Origin of the sequence: Paramicrobacterium chengjingii (genome assembly GCF_011751765.2) — a bacterium.
In the GTDB taxonomy this organism is placed as follows: domain Bacteria; phylum Actinomycetota; class Actinomycetes; order Actinomycetales; family Microbacteriaceae; genus Paramicrobacterium; species Paramicrobacterium chengjingii.
The window spans coordinates 514,449-529,416 of the sequence record NZ_CP061169.1; the positions used below are offsets into that span (position 1 = coordinate 514,449).

Annotated in this window: 15 protein-coding genes, 1 tRNA gene and 1 pseudogene; 11 read left to right on the top strand and 6 right to left on the bottom strand. The window is 63.6% G+C overall.

The window, feature by feature from the left end:
* The first annotated feature begins 1 nt into the window (after position 1).
* The 4 genes from HCR76_RS02590 to HCR76_RS02605 are packed head-to-tail and all read left to right on the top strand — an operon-like array spanning position 2 to position 2,928.
* Positions 2-370, top strand: a complete 369-nt coding sequence (locus HCR76_RS02590) for a DUF1048 domain-containing protein (RefSeq protein WP_166984945.1) — start codon at positions 2-4, stop codon at positions 368-370.
* Positions 367-1,176: an ABC transporter ATP-binding protein gene (locus HCR76_RS02595; RefSeq protein ID WP_166984943.1), complete on the top strand. Its 810-nt coding sequence runs from the start codon at positions 367-369 to the stop codon at positions 1,174-1,176. Before HCR76_RS02590 ends, HCR76_RS02595 begins: the two co-directional genes overlap by 4 nt.
* Positions 1,176-1,940 (top strand): ABC transporter permease, encoded by a 765-nt coding sequence (locus HCR76_RS02600; protein WP_166984941.1) that lies wholly within the window; start codon positions 1,176-1,178, stop codon positions 1,938-1,940. Before HCR76_RS02595 ends, HCR76_RS02600 begins: the two co-directional genes overlap by 1 nt.
* 25 nt (positions 1,941-1,965) lie before the next feature.
* Complete coding sequence (locus HCR76_RS02605; protein ID WP_166984939.1) at positions 1,966-2,928, top strand: hypothetical protein; 963 nt, start codon at positions 1,966-1,968, stop codon at positions 2,926-2,928.
* Here the strand turns inward: HCR76_RS02605 and HCR76_RS02610 are convergent.
* Positions 2,907-3,896, bottom strand: coding sequence for a CPBP family intramembrane glutamic endopeptidase (locus HCR76_RS02610; protein ID WP_166984937.1), 990 nt, complete (start codon positions 3,894-3,896; stop codon positions 2,907-2,909). The two genes, HCR76_RS02605 and HCR76_RS02610, sit on opposite strands and share 22 nt — an antisense overlap.
* A 132-nt stretch (positions 3,897-4,028) precedes the next feature.
* On the opposite strand from HCR76_RS02610, the gene HCR76_RS02615 reads away from it, so the two are divergent.
* Positions 4,029-5,279 carry a sensor histidine kinase gene (locus tag HCR76_RS02615; RefSeq protein WP_166984935.1) on the top strand — a complete coding sequence of 417 codons (1,251 nt, stop codon included), beginning with the start codon at positions 4,029-4,031 and terminating at the stop codon, positions 5,277-5,279.
* Positions 5,276-5,938, top strand: coding sequence for a response regulator (locus tag HCR76_RS02620; protein ID WP_244971461.1), 663 nt, complete (start codon positions 5,276-5,278; stop codon positions 5,936-5,938). The genes HCR76_RS02615 and HCR76_RS02620 overlap by 4 nt, the downstream gene beginning before the upstream one ends.
* 44 nt (positions 5,939-5,982) lie before the next feature.
* On the opposite strand, the gene HCR76_RS02625 is transcribed toward HCR76_RS02620, so the two are convergent.
* From HCR76_RS02625 to upp, 3 genes are all read right to left on the bottom strand, one after another.
* A complete protein-coding gene (locus HCR76_RS02625; protein WP_166984931.1) occupies positions 5,983-6,666 on the bottom strand; it encodes a winged helix-turn-helix domain-containing protein in 684 nt (227 codons plus the stop codon).
* Between the two features lie 461 nt (positions 6,667-7,127).
* Positions 7,128-7,838, bottom strand: a complete 711-nt coding sequence (locus HCR76_RS02630) for a DUF1345 domain-containing protein (protein WP_166984929.1) — start codon at positions 7,836-7,838, stop codon at positions 7,128-7,130.
* 46 nt (positions 7,839-7,884) lie between these two features.
* Complete coding sequence (upp, locus tag HCR76_RS02635; protein ID WP_166984927.1) at positions 7,885-8,517, bottom strand: uracil phosphoribosyltransferase; 633 nt, start codon at positions 8,515-8,517, stop codon at positions 7,885-7,887.
* 55 nt (positions 8,518-8,572) lie between these two features.
* Here upp and HCR76_RS02640 point away from each other — a divergent pair, with 55 nt between their 5' ends.
* The 3 genes and pseudogenes from HCR76_RS02640 (at position 8,573) to HCR76_RS02650 (ending at position 11,683) form a co-directional block, all read left to right on the top strand.
* Positions 8,573-9,037, top strand: coding sequence for a nucleoside deaminase (locus HCR76_RS02640; RefSeq protein WP_244971462.1), 465 nt, complete (start codon positions 8,573-8,575; stop codon positions 9,035-9,037).
* Between the two features lie 34 nt (positions 9,038-9,071).
* Positions 9,072-10,013 carry an N-acetylmuramic acid 6-phosphate etherase gene (murQ, locus tag HCR76_RS02645; RefSeq protein ID WP_166984925.1) on the top strand — a complete coding sequence of 314 codons (942 nt, stop codon included), beginning with the start codon at positions 9,072-9,074 and terminating at the stop codon, positions 10,011-10,013.
* Positions 10,014-10,047: 34 nt separating this feature from the next.
* Positions 10,048-11,683 (top strand): annotated as a pseudogene (locus tag HCR76_RS02650) (beta-N-acetylhexosaminidase).
* Positions 11,684-11,691: 8 nt separating this feature from the next.
* Here HCR76_RS02650 and HCR76_RS02660 read toward each other — a convergent pair.
* A complete protein-coding gene (locus HCR76_RS02660; RefSeq protein WP_166984923.1) occupies positions 11,692-12,702 on the bottom strand; it encodes a LacI family DNA-binding transcriptional regulator in 1,011 nt (336 codons plus the stop codon).
* Between the two features lie 54 nt (positions 12,703-12,756).
* Between HCR76_RS02660 and HCR76_RS02665 the strand changes: the two genes are divergently transcribed.
* Together HCR76_RS02665 and HCR76_RS02670 are read left to right on the top strand one after the other, a co-directional pair.
* Complete coding sequence (locus tag HCR76_RS02665; protein ID WP_244971463.1) at positions 12,757-13,644, top strand: carbohydrate kinase family protein; 888 nt, start codon at positions 12,757-12,759, stop codon at positions 13,642-13,644.
* A 99-nt stretch (positions 13,645-13,743) separates the two neighbouring features.
* Positions 13,744-13,825, top strand: a tRNA-Tyr gene (locus HCR76_RS02670).
* Between the two features lie 200 nt (positions 13,826-14,025).
* On the opposite strand, the gene HCR76_RS02675 is transcribed toward HCR76_RS02670, so the two are convergent.
* Positions 14,026-14,949 (bottom strand): EamA family transporter, encoded by a 924-nt coding sequence (locus HCR76_RS02675; protein WP_166984919.1) that lies wholly within the window; start codon positions 14,947-14,949, stop codon positions 14,026-14,028.
* Between the last annotated feature and the right edge of the window lie 19 nt (positions 14,950-14,968).

Below are 14,968 nucleotides of genomic sequence, written 5' to 3' on the forward strand. Positions count from 1 at the left end.
CATGGCCGCAAAGTGGATTGAAGCTCTGACGGGGTCACTCGAACAGAAGAAGCAGTACAGGCAAGCTCAAGCGCGCATCAAAGCACTGCCTGAGCCGTATTCCACAGCAGCGAACGCGTTCAACCGGTACTTCATGGTCTATGGAGGGGTTACTGACGGCGACACGATTGTGCAGATGGTCCTTGACTCGGCCGATCTGTGGGAACGCGCTGCTGTCGACCGCACTTCTGTCAGCGACATCGTCGGGGAGGATCCTGTCGATTTCGCCGAAACATTCGCCCAGGCATATGTCGGAAAGCAATGGATCGACAAGGAGCGTGCACGTCTGCTTGCTGCCGTCGACGAGGCGAAGCGGAGCGAGGGGCAATGACGACAGAGGATGCCCGCAATATTGCGATCCGGGTGCGGGGTGTGACAAAGGCTTTCGCCGAAGTGCAGGTCTTACGCGGGGTCGACTTCGACGTCGAGGCAGGTACGATCTTCGCTCTTCTCGGTTCCAACGGTGCAGGCAAAACGACGCTCGTGCGAATTCTCTCGACGCTGCTGAAGGCAGATGCCGGCACGGCAGTCATCAATAACTGGGATGTCGTTTCGGCACCGGGCGGCGTGCGCGAATCGATCAGCCTGACGGGACAATTCTCGGCTGTTGACGAGATGCTCTCGGGACGAGAAAACCTGGAGTTGATTGCACGACTTCGTCATCTGAAGAACCCCGGTGCGATCGCCGACACCATGCTTGCTCGCTTCTCGCTCACGGATGCTGGAAGTCGCAAGGCTGCCGTGTACTCGGGCGGCATGCGACGACGTCTCGACATTGCCATGAGCCTGATCGGCGATCCGCCCGTTGTCTTTCTTGATGAGCCCACAAGCGGACTCGACCCGCAGGCGCGAATCGACGTGTGGCAGACGGTGAGAGAACTTGCGAAGCACGGAACGACCGTGTTGCTCACGACCCAGTACCTCGATGAAGCAGAGAAGCTTGCAGACCGCATCGCAATCTTGCATCACGGCACGATCATTCAGAACGGCACTCTCGACGAACTCGAGAGACTCCTGCCGTCGACCACAGTCGAATACGTCGAGAAGCGACCATCCCTCGAAGATGTCTTCTTGGCTCTCGTCGACGACACCACGACGTCTGACGCCGGCACGGCCTCGGTGACGAAGGGATTCTGATGACAACGCATGTTCTGAGCGACACTCGTGTTCTTACCGGAAGATCGCTTCGCCACATCCTTCGCAGCCCCGACACGATTATCACCACAGCTGTCATCCCGATCGCGCTCATGCTCGTGTTTGTGTATGTGCTCGGTGGTGCGATCCACACAGGGGCCGATGTGTCGTACATCAACTACATGCTTCCGGGAATTCTGCTCATCACGATCGCGTCTGGCATCGCCTACACCTCATACCGGCTGTTCCTCGACATGCAAGGCGGCATCTTCGAACGTTTCCAGTCGATGCCTATCGCCCGATCGAGCGTGCTCTGGGCCCACGTACTCACCTCAGTCGCCGCGAACCTCATCTCGATCGTGCTTGTGATCGGCGTAGCGCTGCTTATGGGGTTTCGCAGTCAGGCGCCCGTGCAGGCATGGATCGCCATCGCCGGCATCCTGATTCTCTTCACACTCACGCTGACCTGGGTTGCCGTGATCGCCGGTCTCTCGGCAAAGAGCATCGATGGTGCAAGCGCGTTCAGCTATCCGCTCATCTTTCTGCCGTTCATCAGCTCTGCGTTCGTTCCGACGGAGTCCATGCCAGCGCCTATTGCTTGGTTCGCAGAAAACCAACCCGTGACGTCGATCGTGAACTCCATCCGGGCACTTTTTGCGCAGCAATCCCTCGGTTCAGATATCTGGGTTGCTCTCGCCTGGCTCGTCGGCGTATTCGTCATCGCATATGCGCTCGCCATTGTGCTGTACCGCAGGAAGAGCCGGTAGCGCGCTCGCAACTTAGACTGACGCAATGGAACATGCTCTCGACGCCGCCGAGCGTTGGATCTCTGACCGCGTTCGTGAGTGGTCGCCGACGCTGCGCGAGAGTCTCTCGAAGTGGCTTGAACCGCAGCTGGCGCTTGTGGGAGACGCCGAGTGGGGTGCGCAGATCAGGGACATGGTGAAGTTGCCCGTGGACGATCCGCGCGACTGGGCCAATCGCCGCATCGAGCTGGCTGATGGCGAGTGGGCGATCGCCGGGATCCGGTTTCGCGGTCGTGACATCGAGAAGCCGTTCGTCGACATCATCGCCACCTCGGTGCCGCCCAGCGTTGAGGGGTTTCAACGGCTCGCTGAGGTGCTGCCGCACTATGCGGACTTCGCGCCGCTGTGCCTTCGCGTGAACGCCCCCGAGCCAGACACCCTCATATCTGCGCTCGCGTCCGTAGGCTCCGCGGCAGGGCACGCAGACGTTGACATGTGGATCGTGGCCGGTCGCGTGCGTGAACTGTCAGCGAGAGAGCCGAATGTCGATGCGCGCGTGTCGCTCGAGAAAATGAACCCGGATGCTGCGGCCAAACGTGCGGCCGAGATCTACGACGAGCTCGCGTCGTCGCGCACGGGCATCGTGGAATGGGCGACTCCCGAGGATGAGGAGTCGCTGGCGGCGTGCGCAGCGCAGGGGCTGCTCTTCGAAGTCACGGTAGACGGGGTCTCGGCGGGAATCACCGCACTCGCGCGGGACGATTCCTTCGGCCTGCGCGGCTGGTGCGTGCAGGAGATCTGCCTTGATCGCGTGCATCGTGGTCGAGGCTTCGGCCCGGTTGTTCTTTGCGATCTGGCGAGACGGCTTCCGAACCCCGACGATGTTCTCTGGGGGCACATCCATCCGGGCAACACGGCGTCGCTGCGCAATGCGTTCGCGGCGGGCCGTGAAATCGTCGGCGGTCAGCTGTGGTTCACGCCAGACGGCTACCCCGGCATGCCCGGCTGACGGTCGGCGGTGGACGCGAGTGAGCGCGACTCGGGCACGTCTCGCGTGGAGGCGTGTGCGCCCCGCCGGAATTGCCACACGACGACTGCAGCATAGACGGCCATTGTCGCAATCGACACGACGAGGTCGATGGGGCCGAGTGACGTCACGTTGACGTCGCCGAGGCCGAGCGCGCCGAGACCGAACACAGCGAGATTGTTTACCACATGCAGCCCGATCGCAGCTTCGAGCCCACCGGTTCGTATCGTCAACCAGCCTGCCACGATGGCGAAAGCGGCGACGCTTGCCTGCCCGAGGGGATCATAGCCATGCGCGACGACGAAGACGGGCACGGGAAGAAGAACGGAGAAGAGAGGATGCCGAAGCCAGCCTCCAACTGTCTGCATCAGGAATCCGCGAAACACATACTCCTCAGCCGCAGCCTGGAACGGCACGAGCAGAACCGCAATGACCAGCGCAGGCAGGGCGGTCGAGGCATCCACATGCTGAGTGAGAGGTTCGCCCTGCGCGGCAGATATCGCGACAGTGATGCACTGCGCGATCGCGAAAACCGCGAACGCGACACGGAGGCTGCGCGTCAGCATCCGCCACCGCAGATGACCAGCGACAGACGAGAGCAACCCGACAGGCTTGGTGCCGACGAGCAGCTGTGCGATGAAGAGCGAGGGCAGCAGGGCGATCAGCGACAGCAGCGTGACGGCGAGAACCAGGGGGTCGCTCACGTCGTGGGCGCTCGTGGCAAATGCGTCGGCGGCTGCCGCGAAGCCGGGGCTCAGCAGGGCAGCGACGCCCGCCCAGAGTAATGCGCCCAGCATGAAGGTTCCGTAGAACCCCGCTCCGACTCCGGCGACGAGGAGCGGTCGCCACCATCGATAAGAGCGTGCAGAGCGCGCAAGGCGGTGGTATTGCAGAGGAGAGGCGCCGTCGACAGCAGAATGGGCGGGCAATGCGTCTCGACTCGTTGTCACCCCTCCAGTGTGGCTCTCGGGGCGCCCATTGTGCACCAGACGTGGGCGTTGTGTTTTTCGTCCCAAAGGATGACCCGAACGGTGCCATCGGCAGGACGCCGCGGCCGCAACGTCGCGGCTAGCATGAAGTCGATGACCATGGATGCTGCTTTCCCCCGACTGCGCCGCCTGTGGAGCGGAACATGGCGGCTGCTCCTCGCGGTGGTCATGGGACTGTTCGCGTTTCTCGTGACATACGGCTCGATCATCGAAATAAAGCCTACGGGCGAGCTGAATAATGGTGCTTTGGGAATGCGGATGCTTGCCGATGTCGCCCTCGGTGTCGTCGCGCTCGTGCTGTATCCGTTCCGCCATCGTGCTCCACTGCTCATCGCTCTCGTCATCTGTGCCTCCACTGTCGTCTCGGCTCTGGCACTCGGCGCGTCGACGCTCGTCATCGCCTCGATATCCACGCGTCGCCGCGTGCGGGAGATCGTGCCCGTTGCGGTGTTGTCACTCGTGGCCGGAGTCATCGCAGAGATCACGTTGCCGCAGACCGAGGAACTGCCGCTGTGGGCCGTTGCGCTCATGTCCACCCTCTCCATCGGAGTGGTGGTCGTCACCGGCCTGTATATCGGCGGCCGACGCCAGCTTCATCGCAGTCTGTTTGAGCAGGTGCAGAGCGAGCGGCGTGAGCGCGCCGCCCACATTGAGCAGGCTCGGGCGAGCGAGCGCACCCGCATCGCACGCGAGATGCACGACACCCTGGCGCACCGCCTGTCGCTGGTCTCACTGCACGCGGGAGCCTTGGAGTTTCGCACTGATCTGTCGCACGAACAGGTCGCTCAGGCCGCGGCGACGGTGCGAGAGAACGCTCAGCTGGCCGGTGATGAGTTGCGGGCCGTTCTCGGGGTGTTGCGCGACCCTGAGAACGGAACGCTCGAGTCAACGGGGATGCTGCAGCCCTCGCTGCGAAATCTCGACGAACTGCTCGCCGTGAGCGAGCGTGCGGGAAACCCGGTCGATCTGGTCGTCGACGCGGACGTCGATCCGCTCTGGCACGCGCCATCTGAGACGCTTAGCCGCACCGTTTTCCGGGTGATCCAGGAGGCCGTCACCAACGCCCGAAAACACGCTCCACACACGCGCGTGAACATCAGGGTGAGTGGCGAACCCGGCGAGTTCGTCACACTGACAATCAGAAACCCGATCGTGCGGGTCGGCTCCGACGCCGACGCTGTATGCGAGAACACCGCCGCAGAAATGCGTGCAGCGCCAGCATCCGGACTCGGTCTTGTGGGGCTGGCCGAGCGCGTGCGACTGGTCGGCGGCACACTCGAGCGGGATCCCGGTGCCTATGAGAATGTGTTCACTTTGAAAGTATGGTTTCCATGGAGCACATGACACGCGCGTATCGCGTAGCACTCGTCGATGATGAGCAGCTCGTCCGAGCCGGGCTGCGCCTCGTGCTCGAGGGCGACCCCGCCCTCACCGTCGTCGGCGAGGCATCTGACGGCAGGGAAGCACTTGACCTTGTGGCGCGCACCGATCCCGATGTCGTGCTCATGGACATTCGCATGCCCCACATGAACGGCATCGCCGCTACCGAGCGGCTTCTTGCGGCGAATGCCGAGCGCACGGTCATCATTTTGACCACATTCGACACCGACGAGTTCATGTATGAGGCGTTGAGGCGCGGAGCCCGCGGATTTCTGCTGAAAGACATGCCTCCGCGTGAACTCGTCGATGCGGTGCGTCGGGCTGCGGAGGGGGAGAGGATGCTGTCGCAGTCTGCGCTCTCATGGCTCATCGGCGAAGCAACCGGGCCGAACGCGCGGGGCGTGGTGGGGCCGCAGCTCGATTCGCTCACGGGGCGCGAGCGTGACATCGCCATCGGTGTGGCCAAGGGGCTGTCAAACGCCGAGATCGCCGCGGAGCTTTTTGTGAGCGTGACGACGGTGAAGACCCATGTGGGCCGCATTTTGGACAAGCTCGGCGCCGACAATCGTGTGCAGATCGCCAACGCGGTCAATGGCGCCCCGGGGCGTGGCTCGAGAGAGTAGCGAAGCGTGATGCCCTCAGCTTCGTCAAGCGACGAGCGCGCGGCTTAGAACAGGTCGGGTGACGGCGTCGATGCGTGACGGATCGAGACGTCTGCGTGACGGTCGAATCGGTAGCCGGCGCCCCGCACCGTGCGCACGATGTCTTCGTAGCGGCCGAGCTTCGAGCGCAGACGGCGCACATGAACGTCGATCGTACGCTCGTTGGGAACGTCACCATCGTTAGCCGACCACAGAGCGTTGATGAGTTCCGTGCGCTCGACGGTGCGGCCTTCGCGCAGCACAAGGTACTGCAGCAGCTCGAACTCCTTGTAGGTGAGCGTCGCCGTCGCGTTGTCGAGCACGACGCGCTTGCGAGAGATGTCGATGACGACTCCCGCGTGTGCGCGATCGAGTTCTTCGTCTTCTTCGACGGGCTCTGCACTGTTGCGGGCGACGGCAGTCGGCTCCTGCAGTGCGAGTCGCACGACGTCGACGTCGCGGCCGCCGACTCCGGCTGGGGCCAGGGCGACTGCGGCATATGACTGCGCGGCGGGAGCAAGCTCCCCGATGGACTTCTTGACGGCCTCGACGATGGCGCCGAGAGAGGTGCCGGCAGCCCGAGCCGCTTCTTCATCGAGTCCGACGTAGAGGGCGAAACCGCGAGGCTCGGGAGAAGCGGGCACGGCGCGGAGTGCACGTGTGCGGTTCTCGGTGGGGGCGGCCTGCGGAAAAGCGGTTGCGAGTGACATGAAAGATCCTTTGCGATGATGAGTATGACCCACCCCAGGCCACACCGACGCTCGTCGGGGCAGGGGTGAGAAGTGTGTGGTGTCGAGGTGGCGGATGCTGACAGCATCCGCGGTGCGTGCGGCGTGAGGTCAGGGTGTTAGCGACACATTCGACAACACATGACAGCGGCGACGCCGGTCATCATCGACCCGGCATTCCCAGGGAACTCGACAGAGCTCAGGGGGCGCGTGCTGTGTGTCATGACATCAATCTAAGTCGCACGCGAATCGGTGTGTCAAATCATTGCAGTAAATGACGTTTGATTGCGTAATAATCATGTTTCTTCGGTGATATCGCGATAACAACGCACGATCTTCTATGCTGACAGGGGACGGATGCTGTCGCTCACAGAAATTTCCACCTGACGGCGCGAACCGCAGGGCTGCCCGGCCATCGCTGCCGCCGTGTGGGCGGCGGCACGCTAGGCGGTCAGGCTGCCGAACAGAAGCGAGACCATCATGGCCACGATGACCGTGTTGAAGACGAAGGCGAACACGACGTTGAGGCGCAGAACCTGCCACGCTTTGCGTGTGTGGATGCGAGCTGACGACGTTGCGGCCATCGTTGAGACGAGAATCGCGAGTGTGAGGTAGTCGCTGAATCGCGCGGGGTCCTCCACCTCGAGGCTGATGTGGTTCTCTGTGCCGTCGGCGCTGGCGACGAGCCGAAGGTACTGCAGGGCGAACGAGTACACCATGAGGGCCCACGAGCTTGCGACGCTGAGCATGCCGAGGCCGATGTACAGCCACGAACTGTGGATGACAGGGGTTTGCGCGACGACGACGGTGAGGAAAACGGCGAAGACTGCTCCCGTGAGAGTCCAGCTCGATGCGCCGCCGTATCCGATCATCGGAGCCCACCATTTCTGCAGCGAGCGTGTCTCTCGCCGTGCCGAAGCCTCAAGCGTGCGTGGCCCTCGTCGCTCGTAGCTGACGTGCGTCCACGCCACGTAGATGATCACGAATGCTGGCCACATGCAGAGGTAGAAAGTGATCAGGAGCGTCTTGATGTCGGTGCTCGCTGCAGTTCCATCGGGCAGCAGCATCCCTGCAGTCGCACCCGCGCCGATGGCGGCAGAGACTAATGACGCGAGGTTCGCGCGTGCGGTGTCGCTGAGATAACGAGCGGCCATACGTTCATAGTTCCATAGCCGGTGCGCGAAAGCCGAGCAGGCCTGCTCAGACCAGGCCGTAGAGCCGATCGCCAGCGTCGCCGAGACCGGGCACGATATAGCCGTTCTCATCGAGTTTCTCGTCGAGCGCGCCGAGAACGATCGTCACGTCGAGGCCTTCGGTTTCGCGTTCAAGCCGTTCGAGGCCCTCGGGCGCGCCGAGAATGCAGACGGCAGTGACGTCGACGGCGCCGCGCTTGATGAGGAACTGGATTGCGGCTCCGAGTGATCCCCCGGTGGCGAGCATCGGGTCGAGCACGAAGCACTGTCTGTTCGACAGATCGTCGGGCAGACGCTCGGCGTAGGTCATCGGCTGCAGGGTCTCGTCGTCGCGCACCATGCCGAGAAAGCCCACTTCGGCTGTCGGAAGCAGCTTGACCATGCCGTCGAGCATTCCAAGCCCCGCACGAAGGATCGGCACAACAAGCGGGCGCGGGGAGCTGATCTCGAGCCCGGTCGTCGTTGTCACGGGGGTCTCGATTTGCACAGGCTGCGTGCGGACGCCCCGCGTTGCCTCATAGGCGAGCAGTGTGACGAGCTCTTCGGTGAGGGCCCGGAATGTGGGGGAAGAAGTCTTCTTGTTGCGCAGCACCGTGAGTTTGTGGGTGATGAGCGGATGATCGGCAACGTGCACTCGCATACTGTTTAACCTACAGCCCAAATGGGCACTTCGACGCAGCAGAGGGAGATGCCGGATGCCGCTTGCCGCAGACCCGCGATATGACGAGCTCATGGGGCTCGCTCTGGGCGAGGCGACGGCGGCGTTGCACACGGGCGATGTGCCGGTGGGCGCCGTCGTCGTTGACTCCGCGGGGCAGGTGATCGGCAGCGGACGCAACGCGCGTGAGGCCCGCGCCGATCCCACGGCGCACGCCGAGATTGAGGCGATCAGGCAGGCAACGGCAGCTCGAGGTGAGTGGCGTCTCGGCGATGCGGTGCTCGTCGTCACTCTCGAACCGTGTGTCATGTGCGCTGGCGCGATTCTGGCAGCACGCGTGCCCACCGTGGTCTTCGGCGCGTGGGATGAGAAGGCCGGTGCTGCGGGCAGCATCCATGATCTGCTTCGTGACCGCAGGCTTACCCATAGGGTTGAGGTCATTCCCGGTGTTCGCGCGGCCGAATGCGCCGACCTTCTCACGCGGTTCTTTCGCGAGAGCTGACCCGAGAACGTCGTATTCGAGAGAGGAACGGCACATGCCAGGGGAAGAGAGCGACCACGCGTCGTCGATTCACCGCGAAATCAGCGGGCTCGCCACCGAACGGGTAAATGACTCATACTCCTCGCTCGACGAGCTCAGCACCCCTGAGCTCGTGCGGGCGATGAATCGCGAAGACGCCTCTGTCGCCGCAGCCGTCGCCCATGCAGAAACGGCCATCGTCGCAGCCGTTGACGGGATCGCCGAGCGAATGCGCCGCGGGGGCCGGCTGCTGTACGTCGGCGCAGGCACACCGGGGCGGCTCGGCGTACTCGATGCGAGTGAGATTCCGCCGACGTTCGGTATGAGCCCCGACCGCGTGCTCGGCGTGATCGCCGGGGGAGACGGCGCCATTCGCACAGCCGTCGAAGGTGCCGAAGATGACGCAGCCCTCGGCGTGAGCGATATGGCTGCTCGTGGAGTGACGGCGCTCGACTCGGTCGTGGGCATCTCGGCATCCGGACGAACTCCCTACGTACTCGGGGCCATCGGAGAGGCTCGTACGCGAGGAGCGTTCACGGTCGGCTTCGCGTGCAACGCCGAGTCGCCGCTCGGAGCTGCCGCAGACGTGGCTCTTGAGGTGGTCGTCGGACCGGAGATCGTCTCCGGATCAACGCGGCTCAAATCGGGCACCGCGCAGAAGATGGTGCTCAACATGCTGAGCACCCTCACGATGGTGAAGCTGGGCAAGACATTCGGCACGCTCATGGTCGATGTGCAGATTACGAACGAGAAGCTCCGAGCTCGCGCCGAGCGCACGATCATGCGTGCAACCGCGTGCGACAGGCAGGCAGCGGCCGAGCTGCTGGATGCCGCAGACGGCTCAGTGAAGGTGGCAATCGTGGCGGCACTCGCCGGCATTCCGGCAGAAGCCGCCCGCTCCGCCCTCGAGAGGTCGGACGGGTTTATCAGACATGCTCTCGCAGACGAAGGGTCCTGACGCCTCAACGGTGCAGTACGCGAACACGGTGACAATGGTGACTCACAAGATCTCGATCATTCCGGCGCCGCGCGCGGTGAACGCGCTCCCCGGAACATACGAGCTGACCACAGAGACAACGGTCTCCGCTACGCCCGGGCTGGCAGACGAGGCGCGAAGCCTGCAGCGACAGTTGCGGCCGGCGACCGGATTCGCCATCGACATCGTCGAGATGGGAAACGGCACAATCGAGCTTGCACTCGACGCCGGGCTCGATGCCGAGCAGTACAGGCTTGCCGTTACCGAGAACGGCGTTGCACTTCGAGCGGGATCGCCCCGCGGCATCCAGTGGGCAATTTACAGCTTTCTGCAGCTTCTTCCTCCGGCGATACACCGAGAATCGTGCGTGGCCGACACCGCATGGATGCTGCCTCGGTGCGTCATTGATGACGCGCCGCGGTTCGCCTGGCGCGGCCTCATGCTCGATGTCGCGCGGCACTTTCTGCCGAAGCGCGACGTGATGCGGGTGATCGATCTGATGGCGCTGCACAAGCTCAACACCCTGCACCTTCACCTCACAGACGACCAGGGGTGGCGTCTGGAGATCAGGGCGTTCCCGCGGCTCACCACACGTGGCGGATGGCGCAGCGACAGCCAGCGCGGGCACGGGCCGAACGCAACGATGGCCGGCCGTCCGCACGGCGGTTGGTACACGCAGGACGATGCACGCGAGATCGTCGCGTATGCCGCCGAGCGAGGCATCGACGTTGTTCCTGAGATCGAGATGCCCGGGCACGTGCAGGCTGCGCTCGCCGCCTACCCGGAGTGGGGCATCGGCGATGCTCCGGACGAGCCGTGGACGCACTGGGGAGTCAGCACCCGGCTGCTCAATCTCGAGAGCTCCACGATTGCCGACGTCTGCCGTATTCTCGACGAGGTCGTAGAGATCTTCCCGTCGACGTTCATCGGAATCGGCGGTGACGAGGCGAAGAAGAGCGAATGGAATACGGATGCGCGCACGCGCGAACTTATGCGCGCGCGGACTGTGCGACGCAGAAGACGCGCAAAGCTGGTTCATCGCGCAGATCGACGCGCACCTGACGTCGCGCGGTCGGCGGGCCTTTGGCTGGGACGAGATTCTCGAAGGAGGCCTCGCGCCGGGAGCGACAGTTGCCTCGTGGCGGGGTCGCTTCGGTGCGATCGCCGCGGCGCGCGCAGGGCACGACGTCGTCGTATGCCCAGACGACGCGGTGTACCTCGACTATCGGCAGTCCGATCGCAATGACGAGCCGATTCCCGTCGGCTTTCCGCTTGGCGTCGACGAGATCTACGCGTTCGACCCGATGCCCGCAGAGCTCACGTCCGAGCAAGGGCACCATGTGCTCGGCGGGCAGGCGAACATGTGGACCGAGCACATCGATTCTTCGCGAGCACTCGACTACATGCTGTTCCCTCGGCTCTGCGCGCTCGCCGAGGCCGTGTGGTCGACCGAGAAGAACCTCGCCGACTTTCGGAGCAGGCTCGACAGTCACAGCAAACGGCTTAATGTGCTCGGCGTCGAGTATCGGCATCCGGAGGGGCCGGCGCCGTGGCAGAGTCGCCCCGACGCGCCGGGCAAGCCGATCACACGCGAGGAGCGGCTCGCGATTCAACGGGAACTCACCCGAAACATCAGCGACGCCGGACGCTGAGATCCGTGTCAGTCCTGTGGCCGTGACGTTGAGCCGCGCACCACGAGCTCGAACGGCAGCGTGAGTTCGGTTGGTTTCGCTATGCTCTCGCCCAGTTCGGCAAGAAGCAGGTCGACGGCCGTCTCCCCCTGGCGCTTGGGAAACTGGGCGACTGTCGTGAGATCGAAGAACGGAGCCTGCTGATTATCGTCAACCCCGACAACGGACACGTCGTTCGGCACAGACAACCCCAGGTCTCGTGCCGCGAGAATTGCGCCGATTGCCATATCGTCTGAGGCCGCGAAGATACCTGTTGGCCGGTTGGCGGGCGACCCGAGAAGTTGTTTGGCTGCGACGTAGCCTCCCTTCATCGTGAAGTCTGCCGTCCGTACGAGGGCATCGTCGATCGCGATCCCGGCATCCGCGAGCGCTGACTCGTAGCCGCGGCGTCTCGTTGTCGGCAGGTGAAAGTCCACGTCAAATTCCCGGCCGCCGCCGATGTGGGCGATGCGGCGGTGTTCGAGGCTCGTCAGGTGCGATGTTGCGAGCTTCGCTACCTGAAAGTCGTCGAGTTCGAGGGTGGGCACGTCGGGTATCGGCCCACCGATTCCGACAAGCGGTTTGCGCAGGTCGTGCAGCGCGCTCACCTCGTCTGCCGTGAGTTCGAGGTTGATGGCAATCACGGCATCCACTCGCTTGCGAAGCAGAAAATGGGTGAAAACGCTGCGACGTTCGGCCTCGCCGCCCGTGAGGTTGTACAGCGTGGTGTCGTAGCCGCGGCGAAGCAACGCGGTTTCTGCGCCTTCGACGACGTTGGCGAAGTACCAGTGACTGAGCAGCGGAACGACGACTCCGATGTTTCGCGTGCGACCAGAGGCAAGACCGGATGCCGTCGATGACACGACGTAACCGAGCTCAGACGCCGCACTCTGCACAATGTTCCGTGTGCGCTCTGACACATAGCCGCGGCCGGACAGCGCACGCGAGACGGTCGCCGTTGAGACGCCGGCCTTCTGGGCAACCTCTTCGATTCCGGCCATCGAGCTCCTCACGGTGTTGAGCACCAGCTTACGCAGCCGTGTACATTGACCGATATGCGCCCCTCGTCTGCCCCCGTCGCCGTGATCGGTGACGCGTTGATCGATGAACTTCGTGACCCCTCTGGAACCCGCGACTTCGTGGGTGGTGCGGCGCTCAACGTTGCAGTCGGTCTTGCTCGGCTCGGAGTGCAGACAACGCTCATCGCCATGATCGGCGACGATGCCGACGGCGCGCGAATTGCCGAGTTTCTCGACCAGCACGGTGTGGGCTTTGTGCGCACAATTGGGCCGAACGGCACCTCGCGGGCAATCAGCGACCGTCGGGCAGGGGAGCCGCGCTACGTATTCAACGATGCGGCGCAGAAGCGAGCCATCGACTTCGGCCCCGAGGCGCAGCAGGCCATCGACGAGGCGCCCTACACTCTCGTCAGCTGTTTTCCATTTGACGATCTCGACCAGGTTGATCAGCTGACAGCATCCGTTCCCCACGATCGACGACGCCTGATCGTCGACCCCAATCCACGATCGGGCATGCTGCACTCGCGTGAACGGTTCGTGCAGGGCTTTGAAGCGGTCACCGGGTTCTGCGAACTCATCAAGGTCGGCGACGATGATGCACGGATTCTGTATGGCGCTGGCCTTGATGAGCTCGTCTCGCGGCTTGCCGACGCTGGAGTGCCGCACGTCGTCGGAACTGCGGGTCGCGACGGTGCTTTCGTGCGTAGCCGCAGTGAAATCGTGAGGCGTCCGGTCGCTGACCTGCCCGGTGACGTGATCGACACGATGGGTGCGGGCGATGCCGTGCTCGCATCTGTGGTTGAGAGCCTGGTCGCGGCAGGCGAGCCTGATTCGGACGCTGCGTGGGGTGTCGTTCTCGATCGAGCCATGCGGGTGGCCGCGGCAACCTGTCGGCACGAGGGCGCGCTGCTTCGCGTGCCGTAAAACCCACGCTCGGGGCTCGATTTCGTCCCGGCCACGGGAAAGGCTAATATTTCTGTGGCGCCTTCGGTTGGCTGTACAAGTTTGGTCGAGCGCGCCCCTGGCGAGTTACCCAAGCGGCCAAAGGGATCTGACTGTAAATCAGCTGTCATCGACTTCGGGGGTTCGAATCCCTCACTCGCCACTTTGTCCTGAGTCGCCCGGCCGTTGGCCACCGTTTTCTGCTGGGTAGGGGTTCGCACATCGACGCTACGGAGAGACACAGCTTCTCCGCGTAGGGTCGGCGACATAACGGTTCGTGCACCATGCCACGACGTCCTCGTCGTGTTGGGCCTGCTCAACCGAGACGGTACCCGTCTCTCGGGACGTCTCAAACGCACATCGTCAGAATGTGTGATTGGCGGCAGGGCTTGGGGGTCCTGCCGCCTCAATATGCGCCACCGGAGGCCGAGTGCGTCGCGCATGAGTGGTCGTGGTGCCGAAGGTGGCCACAATCACGAGTGCAATGGCCGTCAGTCGAAGCGGGCCGGACGGTTGCTGCAACAGCATCCACCCGACGAAAGCCGCAGCGACGGGTTCCAGACTGAGCAGGATGCTGAAGACGTGACGCGGAAGCCGGCGTAGTGCCGAGAGCTCCAGCGAGTAGGGGAGCGCTGACGCAAGCACTGCCGTCGCGACCGCGAGGGCGACGACTCGTGCGTCAATTTCTGCCGATGCAATGCCGGGCACACCAAATGGCAGCACGATTACCGCGGAGATCGCCAGCGCCACAGCGAGGCCAGACGAGCCAGGGACGCTACTGCCGACGCGTGCGCTGGCAAGTATGTAGCCCATCCAGAAGACAGCGGCGATCAACGCGAACGCGACTCCGAGCGGATCGAGAGCAGCAACACCAGCCATGCTCTCAACTCCGATGGCGGCGAGGCCCAGAGATGCGATTGCAAGCCAGAGGGCGTCGAGTCGACGCCGTGAAAGAAGCGCCGAAAGTAGCAGCGGGCCCACGAACTCGATCGTCACAGCCGCACTCAGCGGAATGAGCCCAATAGATGCATAGAAGAAGCCGTTCATTCCAGCCATCGCGACTCCGAGAACGATCACTCCTCGCCATTGCCCGCCCCTCCATGAGCGAACGCGGGGCCGCGCCACGACGAGCATGACCAGGGAGGCGATGCCGAGGCGCAGCGCTGTGACTCCCCACGATCCGAGGTCGGGGAACAGCTGAGTAGCCAGTGCAGCGCCGAACTGCAGCGAGACGCAGGAGCCGAGGACGAGCGCGACGCCCGATGTTGAACGGCGGGCGTCAGTCATCGGACGCCGCACGGCGTGG